Annotated in this window: 4 protein-coding genes; 1 reads left to right on the top strand and 3 read right to left on the bottom strand. The window is 72.2% G+C overall.

All coding sequences use genetic code 11. From position 1 onward, the window contains the following. Positions 1–23: 23 nt before the first annotated feature. The 3 genes from ACIQ7D_RS35430 to ACIQ7D_RS35440 all read right to left on the bottom strand — a co-directional run bounded on the left by ACIQ7D_RS35430 (position 24) and on the right by ACIQ7D_RS35440 (position 6,251). Positions 24–2,588, bottom strand: a complete 2,565-nt coding sequence (locus ACIQ7D_RS35430) for an ATP-binding protein (RefSeq protein WP_403945009.1) — start codon at positions 2,586–2,588, stop codon at positions 24–26. Between the two features lie 1,135 nt (positions 2,589–3,723). Continuing rightward, a complete protein-coding gene (locus tag ACIQ7D_RS35435; protein WP_403945011.1) occupies positions 3,724–4,929 on the bottom strand; it encodes a cytochrome P450 in 1,206 nt (401 codons plus the stop codon). Positions 4,930–5,345: 416 nt separating this feature from the next. After that, positions 5,346–6,251 carry a 2OG-Fe dioxygenase family protein gene (locus ACIQ7D_RS35440; protein ID WP_403945013.1) on the bottom strand — a complete coding sequence of 302 codons (906 nt, stop codon included), beginning with the start codon at positions 6,249–6,251 and terminating at the stop codon, positions 5,346–5,348. 253 nt (positions 6,252–6,504) lie between these two features. Here ACIQ7D_RS35440 and ACIQ7D_RS35445 point away from each other — a divergent pair. Next, a partial coding sequence (locus tag ACIQ7D_RS35445) for a type I polyketide synthase (RefSeq protein ID WP_403945015.1) occupies positions 6,505–21,552 on the top strand: 15,048 nt, incomplete at its 3' end.

Raw genomic sequence — 21,552 nt, forward strand, 5'->3', positions numbered from 1 at the left:
CCTTGCCCCCCCGGGACCCGGCATCAGGTGCCGTTGTCCCGACGGGAGTCGGTCTCGCCCAGCACCCGGACCCCGCGGGCCGCGCTGCGCACCGCGGGGATCCGGTCCCCCGCGGGTGGGGCGGGCGAAGTCCGTTCGATCGAGGGCGGTGACGGGCGACGGGCGGGCGGAATGAGCGAGGCCGGAGGCTCCGGCTGCCTCTGCGCCACCCACGCGGCGATGTGTGCCCGGGACCGTAGCCCCAGCGTGGTGCGGATGTGCCGGATGTGGGTTTCGACGGTCCGCACCGACACATGCATCCGCGCCGCGATCTGACGGTTCGTCAGACCCTGCACGACCAGCTCGGCCACGTCCTGCTCCCGCCTGCTCAGCGGATGGCCGGGCCGCTTGGGGTGCGCTCCTGGCTCGTCGTCGCCGAGCGCGAAGGAGATCGCCTGCTGCTCCGCCAGACCCCGTCCCGCGTCGAGGCCGGCTTCGGCGCGGGTGGACGGCATGGCCAGGAGGGCCGCCTCCCGGGCTTCGCGCAGGTGCCGGCGCCACCACTCGGTGTCCCGTCCTGTGCCGTCGCGGATCCGCTCCGCCGCCCCCAGCAGTTGCAGACCCCGGTCGAACTGGCGGGCCCGGGTGGCGACCAGTGCCAGCCCCTCGATCGCCGCGGCCGTGTCGCCGCGGTGAGTGGGGCGCGCCCGAAGCACCTCGGTGAAGTACGCCTCGGCCGTCGCCAGGTCGTCCTTCTCCAGCGCCAGGGCACTGGCCGTGACCAGCACCGGGTGCAGCCGGAAGGGGGTCGCGTGGCGGCGCAGCGCGGGCAGGACGCGGCAGATCTTCCGCTCCGCTTCGCCCAGTTCGCCGTTCTCCAGCTCCGCTCGGGCGATGGCGCCCAGGCTCAGCGTGGTCAGCAGCTCGTGGTCCAGCTCCAGTGCGATGTCCAGGGCCTCCGCCAAGTCGGCGCGGGACGCCTCCCGTTCGTCCGTCAGATGCCGGACCGTACCGCGCAGCAGCAGCAGGCGGCCCAGCCGAGCCGGGCCGCCGCCGCGCTCGCGCTCCAGTGCCACCGCCTTGTCGGCACACCGGGCCGCGGCGGTGTCGTCGCCCGCCCTGCGCGCCAGTGCGGCTGCCGCCTCCAGGGCGACGCCGCGGTAGCCGGAGTCCGGCGCGGTGTGGTCCAGGGCGTACGCCACGTGTCCGGCGGCACCGGTGTGCCGCCCGTCGGCCTCCTCCGTCGCCGCCAGCGCCGAGGCCAACAGCAACTGGCGTTCATCGGTGCCGGCCCGGAGTACGCGCAGGGCCTGTGTGAGGTTGGCGTGCTCCTTCTCCAGCATGGCGAGTGTCCTGGCCGGTACGACGGCCTCGTGGTGCAGCGGCAGAGACATCGTTGTCAGCCAGGCCGTCAGCCGCTCGTACGCGCCCGTGTCCTCGCCCTGGGCGACGAGCATCTCGTGCCCGAGGCACCGTAGGGACTCCAGGAGCCGGAAGCGGGTCGGGCCGCCCGTGCCGGGCAGCAGGGTGATGACGGACTTCGCCTCCAGGCCGATGAGGATCTCGGTCATCGCCGACACTACCTCGGGCACGTCGGCCGCGAGCGCGGCGGCCGCGTCCGGCCCGAAGCCGCCCGGCAGCACCGACAGCCTGCGCAGCAACGCGCGCTCCGCCTCGCTCAGCAGGCCGTAGCCCCATTCCAGGGAGGCACGCAGGCTCCGGTGGCGGTCGTCGGCCAGCCGCCACCCGTTCGTCAGCAGCGCGAGCCGGTCGTCCAGCCGGGCCCGCACCTCGCTGGGCGGGAAGACGCGCATCAGCCGGGCGGCCATCTCGATGGGCAGCGGCACCCCGTCCAGCCGTACGCAGATCTCACCCACATCGGCCGCGTTCGCTTCGGTGAGCTGGAAGTCGGAGGCGACGGCACGGGCCCGGTCCAGGAACAGGGCGACCGCGTCGGAGCGGAGGCATGCGGCGAACACGGTCGCGGAGTCCAGGTCCGGGGGTGTCAGCTCGGCCACCGGGAAGACCGACTCGCCCGGGAGGCGCAGCGGTTCGCGGCTCGTGGCCAGGATCCGCAGCCGGGGGCGGCACGGCAGCAGATCGGTCAGCAGGGAGCCGCAGGTGTCCAGGACGTGTTCGCAGTCGTCGAGGAGGAGCAGCCGGTCCTTCTCCGCCTCGTCCGTGCCGTCGGGCATCTCCCCGAGCGCGGCCAGGATCCGCTGCCGTATCTCCTCCGGTTCGGAGAGCTGCCCGAGTCGGACCACCGCCACCTCGTAGCGCCGGCGACGGGCCTCCTGGCCGGCCAGTTCCAGCGCCAGCCGGGTCTTGCCCACGCCCGCCGGGCCGGTCAGCGTCAGCAGCCGCACCTCGCGCAACAGCCGTGCCAGCTCGATCAGTTCGTCCGTACGGCCGATGAAGCTGCTCATCTGGGTCAGCGGCGCCTCGATGAGCGCGGTGCCCATGCCGCCGGCCTTCTGCCGCATGCGGTAGGAACGCCGCCGACAGGCGTTGGAGCAGTAGCGGGCCCGCGGCAGCGAGGTTCCGGACGGTCGGTGCGGGTGTACCGGCTGGCCGCAGGTGTCGCAGGTGGCCATCTGGGAAGCGGACATAGCACCTACCTTTGTCGGTGAGGTCGGGCATGGGTAAGGGCCGCCCCGGGCTGCGACGCGTGCCCGCCCGGCGGTGGACGGCTGACGCGTCGATGGCGGAAGTGGGTGGGAGCGCGGGGATTCGGCGTGGCGCGGTCGCCGTCGAGCCGACGGCATGTCACGCGGCCGGCGTCCGATCGGTACGCGAACGACGTGATGGGGCATGCCGAATGCGCCCTCTGAACCAGGAGAAGTGCCGGGAACCTGATCCCGTTCCCGGCCGTATGCTTGATTGATTCCGTCAGCACGCGCAGCGGTCACTGGCCGGCCGGCGGTATTCCAGGAGAGTGCACGTGATACGAGCACGGCCCGGTCGGGCATGTTGATTTGCGGGGCAGCGCCTTACGCGGTAACCGGCGTCCTGTCGGCCGAGACGCGGCCATGACGGCCGCCGCACGGCGGACGCGCCGCCGACCACGCTGTCGAGGACGGGTGTGTCGGTCTTTCCCGGTGACCGGGCCCGCGGGACGGCCGGGTCCCCGTCGGCCCGGTCCGCGGTGGCCCCGTCGTCCGGGCGCACTTGGACGACGTGCGGAAGTGCCGGGCCGGCCCTGGTTCCGCGGCGAGGACGCGCATGGCGGGGCCGATGTGTGCCGTGTGCGTGCCCGGGGTGGTACGCGGATCCGGCGGGGACCCCTCTGTGAGGCGGTGAGAGGCGGGGGGAGAGCCTTTCACCCGATCTCTGTCGCGTGCGATGCCTACTGAACGAGTGGTCGCCACGGCATACCGTCTTTCTACGCTCATATGTGGGGGCTGCGGCCGCCGGTCGCAACTAATGAGGTTGAAGAGAGGAATTGCTTGTCATTCGGTCAAGCAATTCTTTGCACGGTCCTGAAACATTGTGGTTCCAGCATTCGGTGGTACGGTCAATGTATACCGCGTGCCCGCTGGTCTTCTGTTTGTTTGCTCTTCTGGGGTTGCCCGCTTGATGCCCGTATTCCCTGTGGGTGGGTGAAGGTCCGCCCGCGCTCGCCGGGTACTCCCGTTGCGGCTTCGTGTTGATCTTTTACGTCAACCGGTCGGCGCCGCATCCGATGCCCGGGTCGTGTGCCCGTCTCGGGAGGCGTGCCGCCCGTATCGGGCCCGTTTCCATGGGTCACGCATCCCAGGTGACCGGGAGACTCTTCACCCCGTGGATGTCCGAGATCTCCGTGCGCAGGGCGACTCTTTCGGCCGGTATGGCAAGGCGCAGCGTGGGGAAGCGGTTGACCAGGGCGGGGAACGCGACCCGCATCTCGACACGGGCCAACTGCTGACCCAGGCACTGGTGGATGCCGTGGCCGAAGGCCAGGTGCCCGCCGTCCTGCCGGTGAAGGTCGAGCACGTGGGGATCGGCGAAGCGCTCGGGGTCACGGTTCGCGGTGTTGTACGAAAGGATCACCGGTGAGCCGGCCTTGATGGTCTGGCCGCCGAGTTCGACGTCTTCCCGCGCCGTCCGCATGAACGTCTTGCCGACGCTCAGATACCGCAGCAGCTCCTCCACGGCCCGGTCGGCGAGCGCGGGATCGGCGCGCAGCGCGGCCAACTGCTCCGGGTTGCGCAGCAGTGCGAAGGTACCGAGGGCCAGCATGTTCGCGGTGGTGTCGAGCCCGGCCGCGAGCAGGATCAGGGCGATCCCCTTCAGTTCCTCATCGTTCAGATCGCTGTCGGTGAGGTCGCTGAGCACGTCGTCGGTGGGGTGCGCACGCTTGGCGGCCACCAGCTCGGCGAGGTGGTACTGGGTCGTGGTGTAGGCCGCTATCACGTCCTTGTCGTCCGCCTCCGCGTTCATGAACGACTCGAACTGCTTCTGGAAGGAGTCCCGGTCCTGGTGGGGCACCCCCAGCAGCTCACAGATCATGATGGCGGGGATGGGTTTGGCGAACGCGGTCACCAGGTCCGTCGGCGGCCCGGCCTTCTCCATGGCGTCCAGGTGGTCGGTGGTGATCTGCTCAAGGCGCTCGGTAAGCAGTCGCATCCGTCGTACGGTGAACTTGCCCATCAGCGGTTTTCGATAGCGGCTGTGCTGGGGATCATCCATGAGGAGGAACTCGCCGGGCGGTGCCGGAGGGATCTCGATGTCTCCGTAGTCGACGGTCGGGTGGATCATGAGTTCTTTGCGTGAGCTGAACCGCGAGTCGGCCAGGACCGACTTGATCAGGTCGTACCCGGTGAGCAGCCAGCCGGACCTTCCGCCGGGGAAGGTGTAGCGGCTGATGGGGCCGTGCCGGCGGGCGTCGAGCAGCTCTGCCGGCGGGTCGAAGGGGGAGCCGGGCTGACGCGTCGTCGGCAGCGTGGTGACGGTGTGCAAGGATTCACCCATGACCAGTCCTCATCTCGTGACCGTACGTTTTTGACCATGCTCGAAACCTGTATTGCATTCAGGATGTCCGCCAAATTTAGGTGATTCCCGGGCGCTTGGCGGAAAACTGACACAAAGACGCTGGGCTGGGATGCGATCCTGGGCCGCAATGAAGAGCGGACGAAAGTAATACGGCGGCGTGCCGCGAGGCGGTTGTCCCGCAGAACGGTCAGCGCATCGTGGCCGGACATACGGACGGGCTCCCCAACGCCGAGCTCGCCGCTTGGCGTTGGACGAGATCAGGGCGGTCGGGCCGCGCCGCCAACCATGTGACGCAGCGGTCGAAGACATCCGCCGGTTGACGCGCGCACGCCCCGCCTCCAGGTCGACGTCGCCGTCCTGGAGGCGGTGACGGAGGACGACGTCGCCGAGGCGGGTCAGCCCACCCGCGTCGCCTCGCCCAGGGCCCGCAGCGACACCGCCATCGGCATGGCCCGGTGCGGCGCGGCGGAGTCGAACTCCCGCGAATGGTGCCTCTCCGTCACCGGCCTGCGGGTCAGAAACGCCAGCAGGTCACGGGTGGCGGGACGCTCCGGGTCAGCCGCGTACAGCGTCGACACGCTGTGCTTCAGCTCGTGGTCGACGATCAGGCACGTGTCGAGGAAATCACGGTGCTGGGCGCGGGCGCGCACCAGCTTCGGATCCGTGTCGTGCCAGCGGGTGCCGTTGGACTCGTCCATCTCGTGCAGGAACGTCACCGCGCTGTCCTCGGTCATGTTCTGGCTGCCGAGGTACGTCGTCATGGTGTGATCGACGCCGTCGCTGTGCACGCCCTCCAGAGCCGGTTCGCCGATCAGGTCCCCGTCGGTGATGGTCCGCACGTTCAGCAGCGTGCACACCCAGCGGTCGCTGCCGTAGTCGAGCTTCGGCCGGTGCTCGATCGTCATCCCGTCGAACACCAGGAACTTGAACACGAACAGCGCCTTCAGCGCGGTGTTGAGCTGGAGATCGTCGCGGATCTCGTCGAAGATCCGCACCTTTCCGGCGTCGTGCCGCACGAAGTCGTCCTCCGTGGACAGCATGAACGGCTGGAATTCCAGCCGCCGCACCTCCATCGCCACCGGATCGAAACCGAAACGACCGGTACGGGTCTTGCGGAACGGCAGCGTCGGATCGCTCTCCAGTGCGTCGCTGACGGTGACGAGCCGGCCGAGATCCTCGTCAGTGGCACCCAGGGCCTGCACGATACGGACCATTTTCTCGCCGGGCACGAAGGCGTAACGGTCACGGACATAGGACGAACGTATCTGGGCGAGGTCGGAATCCAGGCTGTCGTTCGGCATTCCCTTTTCCCTCCAGGACGGTGCCGCGAAATTGTGGAAAAACGTGGCAGGCGCTGACTGAAACCAGAGCTGCCACCGGTCTAGCACCGGGGGTTCGGGAAATCAATACCGAACGAAAGGGACCAGGCCCGTACCTCGGTAAACGTGCCTGCGTGCGGCCGTAACGGCGGCATTCGCGGATGCCCCGGCGCGGCCGCGCGACGAACGATCGGGTATGGCGAGTACCCGACGTGAGAAAAAGGTCGCGAGGAAAATGGCTGCGAGAAGCGCACTCACGAAGGCAGCGGAAAACTCCAGGGGAGTAGCCGGGCACCTCGTCGACCCGGATACGACGATCGCCGTCATCGGCGTCTCGTGCCGATTCCCCGGTGCCGAGAACCCGGACGGGCTGTGGCGGTTGCTGGCCGCGGGCGAGAGCAGCGTCAGCGAGGTGCCGCCCGGCCGCTGGTCCGGCCCCGCCGCCGAGGAGACGCCCCGCTGGGGCGCGTTCCTGGAGCGCCCCGAGGAGTTCGACGCCGCGTTCTTCGGCATCTCCCCGCGTGAGGCGCCGTACGTCGACCCGCAACAGCGGCTCGCCCTGGAACTCGGCTGGGAGGCCCTGGAGAACGCCCGGATCGTGCCGGACCGGGTGCGCGGCACCCGCCTCGGCACGTTCGTCGGCGTCACCGGCGACGACTACGCCCAACTGCTGTCCCCGCACGTCCACACCCTCGCCACCCAGCACGCTCTGCCCGGCGTACAGCGCGGCGTGATCGCCAACCGCCTCGCCGCCTTCATCGGTGCCCGCGGTCCCAGCATCACCGTCGACTCCGCGCAGTCCTCCTCTCTGGTCGCGCTCCACCTCGCCTGCGGGAGCCTGCGCGGCGAGGAGTCCGACACGGCGCTCGTGTGCGGGGTCAACCTCCATCTGCTGCCGCAGAGCGTGCTGCTCGCCGCACGCTTGGGCGCCCTGTCCCCGCGGGGGCGCTGCTTCACCTTCGACGAGCGGGCGGACGGCTACGTGCCCGGTGAGGGCGGCGGCGCCGTCGTGCTGAAACGCCTGCGCACCGCCCTCGCCGATGGCGACCGCATCCTGTGCCTGGTCCGAGGCAGCGCCACCACCAACGACCCGGACGGCGAAACCCTCACCGCGCCGACCGTCGCCGCCCAGGCCGACGCCCTCGCCCGCGCCTACCGGCACGCCGGCATCGCCCCGGACGCCGTCGACTACGTCGAGTTGCACGGCACCGGTACCCCCACCGGGGACCCCGTCGAGGCCGCCGCCCTCGGCGAGGTCATCGGCCGGCACCGCCCCGCCGACCGCCCGCTGGCCGTGGGTTCCGTGAAGACCAACATCGGCCACCTGAGCGGCGCGGCCGGCATCGCCGGCTTCATCAAGACCGTGCTCGCCCTCGCCCACCGGCAACTGCCCCCCAGCCTCAACTTCGACCACGCCCATCCGCGCATCCCCCTCGACGCACTCAACCTCCGCGTCCATCGACGGCTGGGCCCATGGCCCGGCGACCCCGCCGCCGACCGGTCACTCGTGGCAGGTGTCAGCTCCTTCGGCATGGGCGGCACCAACTGCCATGTCGTACTGAGCGACTGGCACCCCGAGCCCGGACCGGCCCGACGCGAACCGGCCGTGCCCGCCGTGCCCTGGCTGCTGTCCGGGCGTGGCGAGGCGGCCCTGCGCGACGCCGCGTCCCGACTCGCGAACAGCGACGCGGTGTGTGACCCGGAGGTTCCGGCGGCGGATGTCGCCCGGTCCCTCGCCTCGTCCCGGAGCGCCTTCGAGCGCCGCGCCGCGATCGTGGCGCCCTCACGGGACGGCCTCCTCGCCGGGGTGCGGGCGCTGGCCGAAGGATCCACCGCGCCCGGTGTCCTGACCGGGACAACCGCGCCAGGTGGAGTGGGGGTGGTGTTCTCGGGCCAGGGGTCGGAGCGCGGTGGTATGGGGGCGGGGCTGGCTCGATTCCCGGCGTTCGCCGAGGCGCTGGCCGAAGTGTGCCAGGTCTTCGACGAGGTGGCTGGGGAGGTCGCGGACGAGGTTGGTCTGTCGGAGGAGGCACGCGAGCGGTTCGGTGTGGAGCGGGGGGAGTTCGGTGCGCTTCTGCGGCGTGTGATGGCGGAGGGGGCCGGCGACGGGGAACCCGGTTTGGGCGGGACCGGTTGGGCCCAGGCGGGGTTGTTCGCGTTCGGTGTGGCGGCGTGGCGGTTGGTGTCGTCGTTGGGTGTGGTGCCATCGGTGGTGGCGGGACATTCGGTGGGGGAGCTGATCGCCGCTCATGTGGCGGGCGTGTGGTCGTTGCGGGATGCGGCGCGGGTGGTGCTGGCGCGTGGCTGGTTGATGGAGCCGATGCTGGAGCAGTTCGGCCGGATGCTGGGGGCGGTGGAGTTCGCGGCTCCCCGGCTGGCGGTGACGTCGAATGTCACGGGGCGGGTCGCCGAGCCGGAGCTGCTGCGGGATCCCGCCTACTGGGTGCGGCATGTCGAGGAGACGGTGCGGTTCGCCGACGAGGTCTCCGCCATGCGGGCCCGAGGGATCTCGACGTTCCTGGAGATCGGCCCGGGCACCGCCCTCACCACCCTGATCAAGGATTCGGTACCCGCGTCGGCGCCCGGCGCCGAGCAGCGCCCCGAGGTCTCCGCCGTCCCTCTGTGCCGCCGGGACCTGGACGAGGGACAGTCGTTGGTCGAGGCGCTCGCGCAACTGTGGGCGCGCGGGACCGATGTCGACTGGGAGCCCCTGCTCGGGACCGGGCGGCAGGTGGATCTGCCGACGTACCCGTTCCAGCGGCGGCGGTTCTGGCTGGACGTCGACGCTCCGGCCGCCTCCGCCTCCGCCTCAACTTCCGCTCCGGCCGCGATCCCGGCCTCCGTAACCGCTCCGAGCGAAGAACCGTCCGCTGCGTCCCCCCGCACCGCTCGCACCCCTCGCACCCCTCGCACCTTCCGCGAACTGCCCGACCTGCTCGAACTGGTACGGGAGCAGGCGGGCGCCATCATGCGGGACTCCGGCCCCATCGACGCGGCGCTGACGTTCAGGGACCTCGGCTTCAACTCGCTCATGACCGAGGAACTCGCGGAGGCGCTCGCCGCCCGCACCGGTCTGCCCCTCAGGGCGGACGTGGTCTTCGGCCATCCGACCCCCGCGGCCCTGGCCGAGCATCTGCGCGATGCGCTCACCGGCACCGAACACACCCCGGACCTCAGTGAACGGCGGGTGACTGACGAGCCGTTGGCGATCGTCGGCATGGCCTGCCGCTACCCGGGCGGCGTCGCCACGGCGGACGACCTGTGGCGCCTCGTGGCGTCCGGCGGGGACGCGATCGGCGGACTGCCCACCGACCGCGGCTGGGCCCCCGACATCCTGCACGGAGCGGATTCCGGCGACCACACCCCGGCCGGGGGTTTCCTGTACGACGCGGGCGATTTCGACGCGGACTTCTTCGGAGTCTCCCCGCGGGAGGCGTTGGCGATGGATCCGCAGCAGCGGTTGCTGCTGGAGACCTCCTGGGAGGCGTTGGAGCAGGCCGGTATGGATCCTGGCGGCCTTCGCGGCTCCGCCACCGGTGTCTATGTCGGTGCGACCACGCAGGATTACGGCCCTCGTGCGCACCATGCTCCGGAGCACCTCGCCGGCCACATCCTCACGGGGAGTACTCCGAGTGTGTTGTCCGGTCGTGTGGCGTACACGTTTGGTTTCGAGGGGCCCGCGGTGACGGTGGATACGGCGTGTTCGTCGTCGTTGGTGGCGTTGCATCTGGCGGGTCGGGCGTTGCGGTCAGGGGAGTGTGATCTGGCGCTGGCGAGTGGTGTGGCGGTCATGGCCACCCCCGGCATGTTCACCGAGTTCGGCCGACAAGGGGGGTTGGCGGCGGATGGGCGGTGCAAGCCGTTTTCGGCGGCGGCGGATGGTACGGCGTGGGGTGAGGGTGTGGGTGTTCTGGTGCTGGAGCGGTTGTCGGACGCCCGGCGCCATGGGCATCGGGTGCTGGCAGTGGTCCGTGGCTCGGCCGTCAATCAGGATGGTGCGTCCAATGGTCTGACGGCGCCGAGTGGTCCGTCGCAGCAGCGGGTGATCCGGGCGGCGTTGGCGGACGCGGGGCTGTCCGCGGGCGAGGTGGACGCGGTCGAGGCGCACGGCACGGGGACGCGGCTGGGCGATCCGATCGAGGCGCAGGCGCTGGCGGAGGCGTACGGGCGGGGGCGGGATCCGGAGCGGCCGTTGTGGCTGGGTTCGCTGAAGTCCAACATCGGGCACACCCAGGCCGCCGCCGGAGTCGGTGGCGTGATCAAGATGGTGCAGGCGATGCGGCACGGTGTGCTGCCCGCTTCGCTGCATGCGGGAGAGCCGACGCCGCGCGTGGCGTGGGAGTCGAGCGGCCTGGAACTGCTGGCGGAGCCGCGGGAGTGGCCGGGGCGGGATGGTCGTGTGCGGCGTGCGGGTGTGTCGTCGTTCGGGATCAGTGGCACGAACGCGCATGTGATCGTGGAGGAGGCTCCGGCTGTGGCCGGGTCGGGGGGCGGGGGTGGTGAGGTTCCGGTGGTGCCGTGGGTGCTGTCGGGGCGTGGTGGTGCGGCGTTGCGGGGTCAGGCGGAGCGGCTGGCGGCGTTTGTCGAGGCGCGGCCGGAGGTGTCGCTCACCGAGGTCGGGGCTTCGTTGGTCGCCGGCCGTGCGGTGCACGAGCATCGTGCGGTGGCCGTGGGTGCGACCCGGGACGAACTCCTCGACGCGGTACGGGCGCTGGCCCGCGGCACGACAGAAGGCGGAGCCGTGGTGGGCGAGCGCGGCGACACCGCTTCCCGGGTGGTGCTGGTGTTCCCCGGGCAGGGGTCGCAGTGGGTGGGGATGGCGGCGGGGTTGCTTGCTGATTCGCCGGTGTTCGCCGCGCGGATGCGGGAATGCGCGGCGGCCTTGCAGCCTCATCTTGAGGTGCCGCTTCTGGAGGTCCTGGGCGACTCGGCCGCGCTGGAGCGGGTGGACGTGGTGCAGCCGGTGTTGTGGGCGGTGATGGTGTCGTTGGCCGAGGTGTGGCGTTCGTACGGTGTGGAGCCGTCGGCCGTGGTGGGTCATTCGCAGGGTGAGATCGCCGCTGCCGTGGTCGCGGGTGCTCTGTCGCTGGAGGGCGGGGCGCGGGTGGTGGCCCTGCGCAGCCGGGCGATCGCCGCCGAACTGGCAGGGCGTGGCGGTATGGCGGTCGTGCGGGTCCCTGCCGACGAGGCACGCCGGGTCATCGGAGACCTTCGGGACGTGGTGTCGGTCGCGGCGGTGAACGGGCCTGCGACGACGGTGGTTTCGGGTACGCGGGAGGGGCTGGACGAGTTGGAGGTCCGGTGCGGGCGGGAGGGGGTGCGGTTGCGGCGGGTGGCGGTGGACTACGCCTCGCACTCGGCTCAGGTGGATGCGTTGCGGGAGCGGATTCTCGCCGATCTGGCTCCGGTACGGGCGCGTCGTGCGGAGGTTCCGTTCTTCTCCACGGTCACCGGCGCCTGGCTGGAGGAGGAGGTGCCGGACGCCGCCTACTGGGCGGACAATCTCCGCCGCCCGGTCCGTTTCGAGGAAGCGGTACGTGCGCTGGCCGCCGACGGCTTCGGCGCGTTCGTCGAGTGCAGCCCCCATGCCGTACTGACAGGGGACATCCAGCACACCCTGGAGGCGGCCGGTCAGGACGCGGTCGTCGTCGGTTCGCTCCTCCGCGACGACGGTGGCCCGCGGCGCCTGCTGACCTCGCTGGGTGAGGCTTTCGTGCACGGTGTCCCGGTGGACTGGGCGCAGGTGTTCGCCGGTTCCGGAGCCCGCGGCGTCGACCTGCCCACCTACGCCTTCCAACACGAACGCTACTGGTTCGACACCGACACGGGCACCCTCGACGTGTCGGCCGCCGGCCTCACCCCCGCCCGGCATCCGCTGCTCGGCGCCGCCGTCCGCACCGCCGACGGCGGCACTCTCGTCCTGACCGGACGGATCGCCGCGCAGACCCACCGGTGGCTCTACGATCACACCGTCGCTACCCTCGCCCTGCTGCCCGGGACGGCTCTGCTCGAACTGGCCGTGCAGGCGGGGGACCGGTACGGCACCCCGCACGTCGGCGAACTCGTCCTCCACGCCCCCATGGCGCTGCCCGGTCCGGGCGGCGCCGCGGACCTCCAGATCACGGTCACCGCGTCCGGCGAGCCGGGCCGTGCCACGGCCACCGTCCACGCACGTCCCGCCACGGACGACGCCGACGCGCCGTGGACGCACCACGCCACGGCGGCGCTCGCCGAGACCCCCGCCGCCCGGGCCCGGCCCGTCTCGGACTGGGCCGCCACCTGGCCGCCGGCCGGAGCCACCCCGACCGGCCCTGGCGATGTCTACGCCGACCTGGCCGACACCGGATACACCTACGGACCCGCCTTCCAAGGGCTCAGCCGCCTGTGGGTGGCTTCCGACGGAACCGTCTACGCCGAAGCTCACCTCCCGGAGCGGGACCAGGACGCCGACGCCACCAGCAGCACCAGCACCAGCACCAGCGCCAGCACCAGCACCAGCACCAGCACCGGAACAGGCACGGGCACCCGTGACGGCGACGGATACGCCCTCCATCCGGCCCTCCTCGACTCCGTCCTGCACGCCGTACCGGCCGGCCGCGTGCTGGGCGGCGAGCTGCGCCTGCCGTACGCCTGGGGTGATGTCGCCCTGTACGCCGCCGGTGCCCGTGCCCTGCGCGCCCGTATCGCGCGTACCGGCGAGGGCGAGGTCACCATCGACCTTGCCGACGGTGCCGGACGCCCGGTGGGGAACATCGGCTCGCTCACCATGAGGCCGGCCGACACCGCCCGGCTCGGCGCGCCGACCGAGGCAGCGGCCCGGTCGCTGTTCGCCGTGGAGTGGGACGCGCTGTCGCCGGGCGACTCGCCGCCCACCGGCCACTGGGCTCTGCTGGCCGGTGACGACGGCCCGGCCCGAGCGGCCCTCCGGGACAGCGGCGCCCTCCCGCCCACCGCAGCCGCGTACCGGGACGTCGGCCATCTGCGCACCGCCCTCGACGCGGGCGCCGCCGTACCCGACGTTCTCGTATGGCTCGTTCCACACGCGGACGGCGACCCCGTGACCGACGCCCACGCGCACGCGGCGGCGGCCCTGGAAACCGCCCGCGCCCTGCTCCTCGACGACCGGATGACCACCACCCGGCTCCTCGCCGTCACCGGGGGCGCCACCGGCCCGGACGCCGTGACCGACGTCGCCGCAGCCACCGTCTGGGGTCTGCTGCGCACCGCGCAGACCGAGACCCCTGGGCGGTTCCTCCTCGTCGACACCGACCGGCAACGGGAATCGCTGCGGCTCCTGCCCGCCGTCGCCGCGAGCGCCGAACCGCAGGTCGCGCTGCGCGCCGGCCGTGCCCACACTCCCCGGCTTTCCCGCGCCGCGGCCGTGGCCGACGCCACCACCCCCTTCGGCCCGGACGGCACGGTCCTGTTCACCGGCGCCTCCGGGCGGATCGGCGGCCTGCTCGCCCGGCACCTGGTCCACGAACACGGCGTACGCGAGCTGTTGTTCGTCAGCCGGCGCGGAGCCGACGCGACCCGCGATCTCACCGCCGAACTCACCGCGGCGGGCTGCGCGGTGACGACGGTCGCCTGCGACCCGGCCGACCGCGGTGCGCTCGCCGCCGCCCTTGCGAGCGTCCGTACCGTGCACCCCCTCACCGCGGTGGTGCACGCCGCGGGCGCCACCGACGACGGTGCGGTCACCTCCCTGACGGCCGACCAGCTCGCCAAGGTTCTGCGGCCCAAGGTGGACGCCGCCTGGCACCTGCACGAACTCACCCGCGAGGAGCCGCTGACCGCGTTCGTCGTCCTCTCCTCGGTCTCCGGCGTGCTCGGCACCGCCGGACAGGCCAACTACGCCGCCGCCAACGCCTTTCTCGACGCGCTGGCCGCCCACCGCTCCCACCTGGGCCTGCCCGGACAGGCTCACGCCTGGGGCCTGTGGGACCAGGACGCCAGCGGTGGTGGCATGGCATCGGGCCTCGACGACACCGACCGGACGCGGCTGGCGCGGCTCGGGGTGGTGCCGCTGCCCGAGGACGAGGCCCTCGCTCTGTTCGACCGCGCGGTCGCCGACCCGAGGCCGCTCATGGTCCCCGTGAAGCTGGACGTGCGTCCGGTCCGTGAGCGGGCCGCGCGGAACGGCGTGCCGGCGCTGCTGCGCCGCATCGTCCGCCCGCCGCGTGCGACCGGCGGGGACTCTCCGTTCGCCGACCGCCTGGCGGCCCTCGCGCCGGACGAGCGGCCCGGCCTGGCCCTCGATCTCGTACGGGCCAAGGCCGCCGCCGTCCTCGGCCATGCGGTGGCCGGGAGGGTCCCCGCCACACGGCCCTTCCAGGACATCGGCTTCGACTCGCTCGGCTCGCTCGAACTACGCAACCGGCTGAACACCGAGACCGGCCTGCGGCTGCCCGTCGGACTGCTCTTCGACCACCCCACGCCCACCGCGCTCGCCACGTTCCTGGTGAGCGAACTGGCCGGTGCGGCCGACGCCACGCCCGACGAGGAACGGCCCGCCCCCACCGCCTCCACCGCCCCCACCACCCCCGAGGCACCCATCGTCCCTGCCGCCCCTTTCGTCCCCACGGCCGCCGTCACCGCCAAGGTCACCGCTTCTCCCACGGCCCGCACCGACGAACCCCTGGCGATCGTCGGCATGGCATGCCGCTATCCCGGGGGTGCGACCAGCCCCGAGGCCCTGTGGGAGCTGGTGTCCACCGGCGCCGACGGCATCGGCCCCTTCCCGGTCGACCGCGGCTGGGATCTCGACGGGCTCTACCACCCCGACCCCGGCCATCCCGGCACCTCGTACACCCGCGAGGGCTGTTTCCTGCACGACGCGGGCGATTTCGACGCGGGCTTCTTCGGTATCTCCCCGCGGGAGGCGTTGGCGATGGATCCGCAGCAGCGGTTGCTGCTGGAGACCTCCTGGGAGGCGTTGGAGCAGGCCGGTATGGATCCTGGCGGCCTTCGCGGCTCCGCCACCGGTGTCTATGTCGGTGCGACCACGCAGGATTACGGCCCTCGTGCGCACCATGCTCCGGAGCACCTCACCGGTCATGCTCTCACGGGGAGTACTCCGAGTGTGTTGTCCGGTCGTGTGGCGTACACGTTTGGTTTCGAGGGGCCCGCGGTGACGGTGGATACGGCGTGTTCGTCGTCGTTGGTGGCGTTGCATCTGGCAGGTCGGGCGTTGCGGTCGGGGGAGTGTGATCTGGCGCTGGCGAGTGGTGTGGCGGTCATGGTCACTCCCGGCCTGTTCATCGAGTTCAGCCAGCAGCGAGGGTTGGCGGCGGATGGGCGGTGCAAGCCGTTTTCGGCGGCGGCGGATGGTACGGCGTGGGGTGAGGGTGTGGGTGTTCTGGTGCTGGAGCGGTTGTCGGACGCCCGGCGCCATGGGCATCGGGTGCTGGCAGTGGTCCGTGGCTCGGCCGTCAATCAGGATGGTGCGTCCAATGGTCTGACGGCGCCGAGTGGTCCGTCGCAGCAGCGGGTGATCAGGGCGGCGTTGGCGGACGCGGGGCTGTCCGCGGGCGAGGTGGACGCGGTCGAGGCGCACGGCACCGGCACGACCCTCGGCGACCCGATCGAGGCCGATGCGCTGTTCGCCACATACGGGCGGGGGCGGGATCGGGAGCGGCCGTTGTGGCTGGGTTCGCTGAAGTCCAACATCGGGCACACCCAGGCCGCCGCCGGAGTCGGTGGCGTGATCAAGGTGGTGCAGATGATGCGGCACGGTGTGCTGCCCGCTTCGCCGTACGCCGGGGAACCCACGCCGCATGTCGACTGGTCCCCCGGCACCGTGAGGCTCTTGGCGGAGCCGCGGGAGTGGCCGGGGCGGGATGGTCGTGTGCGGCGTGCGGGTGTGTCGTCGTTCGGGATCAGTGGCACGAACGCGCATGTGATCGTGGAGGAGGCTCCGGCTGTGGCCGGGTCGGGGGGCGGGGGTGGTGAGGTTCCGGTGGTGCCGTGGGTGCTGTCGGGGCGTGGTGGTGCGGCGTTGCGGGGTCAGGCGGAGCGGCTGGCGGCGTTTGTCGAGGCGCGGCCGGAGGTGTCGCTCACCGAGGTCGGGGCTTCGTTGGTCGCCGGCCGTGCGGTGCACGAGCATCGTGCGGTGGCCGTGGGTGCGACCCGGGACGAACTCCTCGACGCGGTACGGGCGCTGGCCCGCGGCACGGGTGACGGTGGTCAGGTACGCGACGACGACGCCGAGCCACGGGTGGTGTTCGTGTTCCCCGGGCAGGGGTCGCAGTGGGTGGGGATGGCGGCGGGGTTGCTTGCTGATTCGCCGGTGTTCGCCGCGCGGATGCGGGAATGCGCGGCCGCGCTGGAAGGCCATCTCGACCTGCCCCTTCTGGAGGCGCTGGGTGATGCGGCTGCGCTGGAGCGGGTGGACGTGGTGCAGCCGGTGTTGTGGGCGGTGATGGTGTCGTTGGCCGAGGTGTGGCGTTCGTACGGTGTGGAGCCGTCGGCCGTGGTGGGTCATTCGCAGGGTGAGATCGCCGCTGCCGTGGTCGCGGGTGCTCTGTCGCTGGAGGGCGGGGCGCGGGTGGTGGCCCTGCGCAGCCGGGCGATCGCCGCCGAACTGGCCGGGCAGGGGGGCATGGCGGCCGTGGCCACGTCAGAGGACGAGGTGCGCCGTCTCATGGCGGACATCAAGGACGTGGTGTCGGTCGCGGCGGTGAACGGGCCTGCGACGACGGTGGTTTCGGGTACGCGGGAGGGGCTGGACGAGTTGGAGGTCCGGTGCGGGCGGGAGGGGGTGCGGTTGCGGCGGGTGGCGGTGGACTACGCCTCGCACTCGGCTCAGGTGGATGCGTTGCGGGAGCGGATTCTCGCCGATCTGGCTCCGGTACGGGCGCGTCGTGCGGAGGTTCCGTTCTTCTCCACGGTCACCGGCGCCTGGCTGGAGGAGGTGCCGGACGCCGCCTACTGGGCGGACAATCTCCGCCGCCCGGTCCGTTTCGAGGAAGCGGTACGTGCGCTGGCCGCCGACGGCTTCGGCGCGTTCGTCGAGTGCAGCCCCCACCCGGTGCTGACCGCGGCGGTGCAGGAGACGCTGGAGGCGGCCGGTCACGAGGCGGTGGTGGCCGGAACGTTGCGCCGTGACGACGGCGGAGCCCAGCGCCTGTTCACCTCGTTCGGCGAGGTCTTCGTGCACGGTGTCCCGGTGGACTGGGCGCAGGTGTTCGCCGGTTCCGGAGCCCGCGGCGTCGACCTGCCCACCTACGCCTTCCAACACGAACGCTACTGGTGGGACCCCGCCACCCTGCGCAAGCCCGCCATCTCCCGGGAGACTGCCGGTCCCGCCGACGACACAGGCTTCTGGGAGGCCGTGGAGAGCGGTGACACCGAGACCCTGATGGACACCCTCGACATCGACAGTGTCTCCCTCGCCCCGGTCCTGCCCGCCCTGCGCACCTGGCACCGGCACCGTACGGCGGCGGCCACCGTCGCCTCGTGGTGCTACCGCACCCGCTGGGTCCCCGCGTCGCTGCCGGACACCCCCACCCTGACCGGTGCCTGGCTGCTGGCCGTACCCGCCGGTTCCGCCGCCGCCGACCGTGCCGTCGAGGTCGCCGCCGCCGTACGCGACCACGGCGGTGACGTCACCACTCTCGAACTGCCGGCCACCGCCACCCGGGAGGACATCGCCCGCCGGCTGCCGGGGGACAGGTACGCGGGCGTGCTGTCCCTGCTGTCCGTCGCGGACGGCCCCGCCACCGCGGACGGCGTTCCGCGGACCGGGCTCACCGCGACCGTCGCCCTGTTCCAGGCCCTCGGCGACACCGGCAGCGGCGCCCCCCTGTGGTGCCTGACCCACGACGCGGTCACCGCCACCGACCAGGACCTACGGACCCACCGCGACAGTGCGGCGGCACAGCACATGGTGTGGGGCCTGGGCAGGATCCTCGCCCTGGAACACCCTGAGCGGTTCGGCGGCCTCGTCGACCTGCCGGCCCGGCCCGACGCCCGAACCGGCCGCCTCCTCGCGGCGCTCCTCTCCGGCACCGCGGGCGAGGATCAGGTGGCCCTGCGCCCGTCCGGCGCCCTCGTCCGCCGCCTGGCCCGCGCTGCCGCCACCGGCTCGCACCCGGCATGGCGCCCGCGCGGCACCGTCCTGGTCACCGGCGGCACCGGAGGGCTCGGCGCCCGGGTGGCCCGCCACCTCGCCGGGTCGGGCGCCGAACACCTCGTACTGGCCGGCCGCCGCGGCCCCGACGCGCCCGGCGCCGCCGAGCTGTGCGCCGAACTGGAGGCCACCGGCGTACGCGTCACCGTGGCCGCCTGCGACGTCGGCGACCGCGCGGACCTCGCCCGGCTGCTCGACGCCGTTCCCGGCGACTGCCCGCTGACGGCCGTGGTGCACACCGCCGCCGTCCTCGACGACGCCGTCGTCGAGCACCTCACCCCCGGCCAGATCGACCGGGTCACCCGCGCCAAGGCCGACGGCGCCTGGCACCTGCACGAGCTGACCCGGGGCAGCGACCTGGACGCGTTCGTGCTGTTCTCCTCCGTGGCCGGCACCCTCGGCGCCTCCGGGCAGGGCAACTACGCCCCCGGCAACGCCTACCTGGACGCCCTCGCCGAACAGCGGCACGCCCTCGGACTGCCCGCCACCTCCGTCGCCTGGAGCATCTGGGACGAGCGGGGCATGGCCACCGAGGGCGGCATCGGGACGCTGGCCCGCCGCCACGGCCTGCCCGTCATGGCACCCGACCTCGCGGCCACCGCCCTGACCGTGGTGGCCGGTGAGCCCGCGCCGACCGTCATGGTCGCGGACGTGGAGTGGGACAGGTTCCACGTCGCCTACACCGCCACCCGGCCCAGCCCGTTCCTCGCGGACCTGCCCGACGTACGACGGCTCACCGCGGTCACACCGGCGGACGAGCCGGCGCCAGGCGCCGCCACCGGATCCGGGGACCTCGTCGCCCGGCTCACCACGCTGGGCGGCCGCGCCGAACAGCAGGCCGTCCTCCTGACCGCCGTCCGCGAGCAGGTCGCCGTGGTGCTCGGCCACGCGGGCCCCGACGCGGTCGACCCCGGCACGGCCTACCGGGATCTGGGCTTCGACTCCGTCACCGCCGTCGAACTGCGCAACCGGCTCAACAGCGTCACCGGCCTGCGGCTGCCGTCCACCATCGTCTTCGATCACCCCAACGCCCGCGCCCTGGCCACGCACCTGCACAGCGAGATCCTCGGCGACACCCCTGCCCCGGACACCCTGCCCACGGCCACCACGCCCACCACGGGCGCAGAGGCGGCGGACCCCGTCGTCATCGTCGGTATGAGCTGCCGGTTCCCCGGCGACGTCCGCTCCCCCCGGGACCTGTGGCAGCTGCTCCAGGCGGACGGCGACGCCATCACCCCGTTCCCCGACGACCGCGGCTGGGACCTGGACGCCCTCCACGCCCCCGGCTCCGACCGGCCCGGCACGTCGTACACCCGCGAGGGCGGCTTCCTTTACGACGCGGGCGACTTCGACGCGGCCTTTTTCGGTATCTCCCCGCGGGAGGCGCTGGCGATGGATCCGCAGCAGCGGCTGCTGCTGGAGACCTCCTGGGAGGCGCTGGAGGGCGCGGGCATCGACCCGACGGCACTGCGCGGCACCCGCGCGGCCGTCTTCACCGGCACCAACGGCGGAGATTACCTCGCCATGGGCCCGAACGTTCCCGAGGAGGCCGTCGGATACGTTGCCACGGGCAACATCGGCAGCGTGTTGTCCGGCCGGGTCGCCTATACGCTCGGCACAGAGGGCCCGGCCATCACCGTCGACACCGCTTGCTCCTCCTCCCTCGTAGCCCTGCACCTCGCCGTCCGGTCGCTCCAGCAGGGCGAGTGCGACCTCGCGCTCACCGGTGGTGTCACCGTCATGTCCACCCCGGGCGTCTTCACCGAGTTCACCAGTCAGGGCGGGCTGGCCGCCGACGGCCGCAGCAAGGCATTCGCCGCGAACGCGGACGGGGCGGGCTTCGCCGAGGGAGTGGGCGTGCTGGTCGTCGAGCGACTGTCGGACGCCCGGCGGAACGGGCACCGGGTGTGGGCGGTCGTACGGGGAAGCGCCGTCAACCAGGACGGTGCGTCGAACGGCCTGACGGCGCCGAGTGGGCCCGCGCAGCAGCGGGTGATCAGGGCGGCGTTGGCGGACGCGGGGCTGTCGGCGGGTGAGGTGGATGTGGTGGAGGCGCATGGGACGGGTACGAAGCTCGGTGACCCGATCGAGGCGGGGGCGCTGCTGGCCACGTACGGGCGGGGGCGGGATCCGGAGCGGCCGTTGTGGCTGGGGTCGGTGAAGTCCAACATCGGGCACACCCAGGCCGCCGCCGGAGTCGCCGGCGTCATCAAGACCGTGCTGGCCCTGCACCACGCACAGCTCCCCCGTACCCTGCACGCCGACGAACCCTCGCCCCACGTCGACTGGTCCTCCAGCGCCGTGCGACTCCTCACGGAGCCGCGCGACTGGCCGGACATCGGGCGCCCGCGGCGCGCCGGCGTCTCCTCGTTCGGCGTCAGCGGTACGAACGCCCACGTCATCCTGGAACAGAGCCCGGACGGCGTGGCCCCGGAGAACCGGGCCGTCCCCGAGGACACGGTCGCGCCCTGGACGCTGTCGGCCAAGTCCGAGGCCGCGCTGCGGGAGCAGGCCCGCCGGCTGCTGCCGCTGCTCACCGGAGACACGTCCACCACCGACATCGGCCACGCGCTGGCGACCACCCGCGCCCACTTCGACCACCGGGCGGTCGTCCTCGGCGCGAGCACCGCCGAACGGCGCGACGCGCTCGACAGGCTGGCCACGGGCCAGGACACAGCCGCCGTCGTCCGCGGCACCACCGTCACCTCCGACGACCGCGTCGTCTTTGTGTTTCCGGGTCAGGGGTCGCAGTGGGTGGGGATGGCGGTGGGGTTGTTGGAGGGTTCGGGTGTGTTTGCGGAGCGGTTCGCGGCGTGTGCTTCGGTGGTGGATCCGTTGGTGGGTTGGTCGTTGGTGGATGTGGTGCGGGGTGTGGAGGGTGCGCCGGGGTTGGATCGGGTGGATGTGGTGCAGCCGGTGTTGTGGGCGGTGATGGTGTCGTTGGCTGAGGTGTGGCGTTCGTTCGGTGTGGAGCCGGCGGCGGTGGTGGGTCATTCGCAGGGGGAGATTGCCGCGGCGGTGGTGGCGGGTGTTCTGTCGTTGGAGGACGGGGCGCGGGTGGTGGTGTTGCGGAGTCGGGCGTTGGTGGTGTTGTCGGGTCGTGGTGGGATGGTTTCGGTGGCGGCTGGGGTGGATGTGGTGCGGGGTCTGGTG

Origin of the sequence: Streptomyces sp. NPDC096310 (genome assembly GCF_044763125.1) — a bacterium.
Lineage (GTDB): Bacteria > Actinomycetota > Actinomycetes > Streptomycetales > Streptomycetaceae > Streptomyces.

What these genes read in the sequence shown, in the direction of transcription:
- ACIQ7D_RS35430 (WP_403945009.1), bottom strand. Translation starts at nt 2,588, where the DNA reads ATGTCCGCTTCCCAGATGGCCACCTGCGACACCTGCGGCCAGCCGGTA.
- ACIQ7D_RS35440 (WP_403945013.1), bottom strand. Translation starts at nt 6,251, where the DNA reads ATGCCGAACGACAGCCTGGATTCCGACCTCGCCCAGATACGTTCGTCC.
- ACIQ7D_RS35435 (WP_403945011.1), bottom strand. Translation starts at nt 4,929, where the DNA reads ATGGGTGAATCCTTGCACACCGTCACCACGCTGCCGACGACGCGTCAG.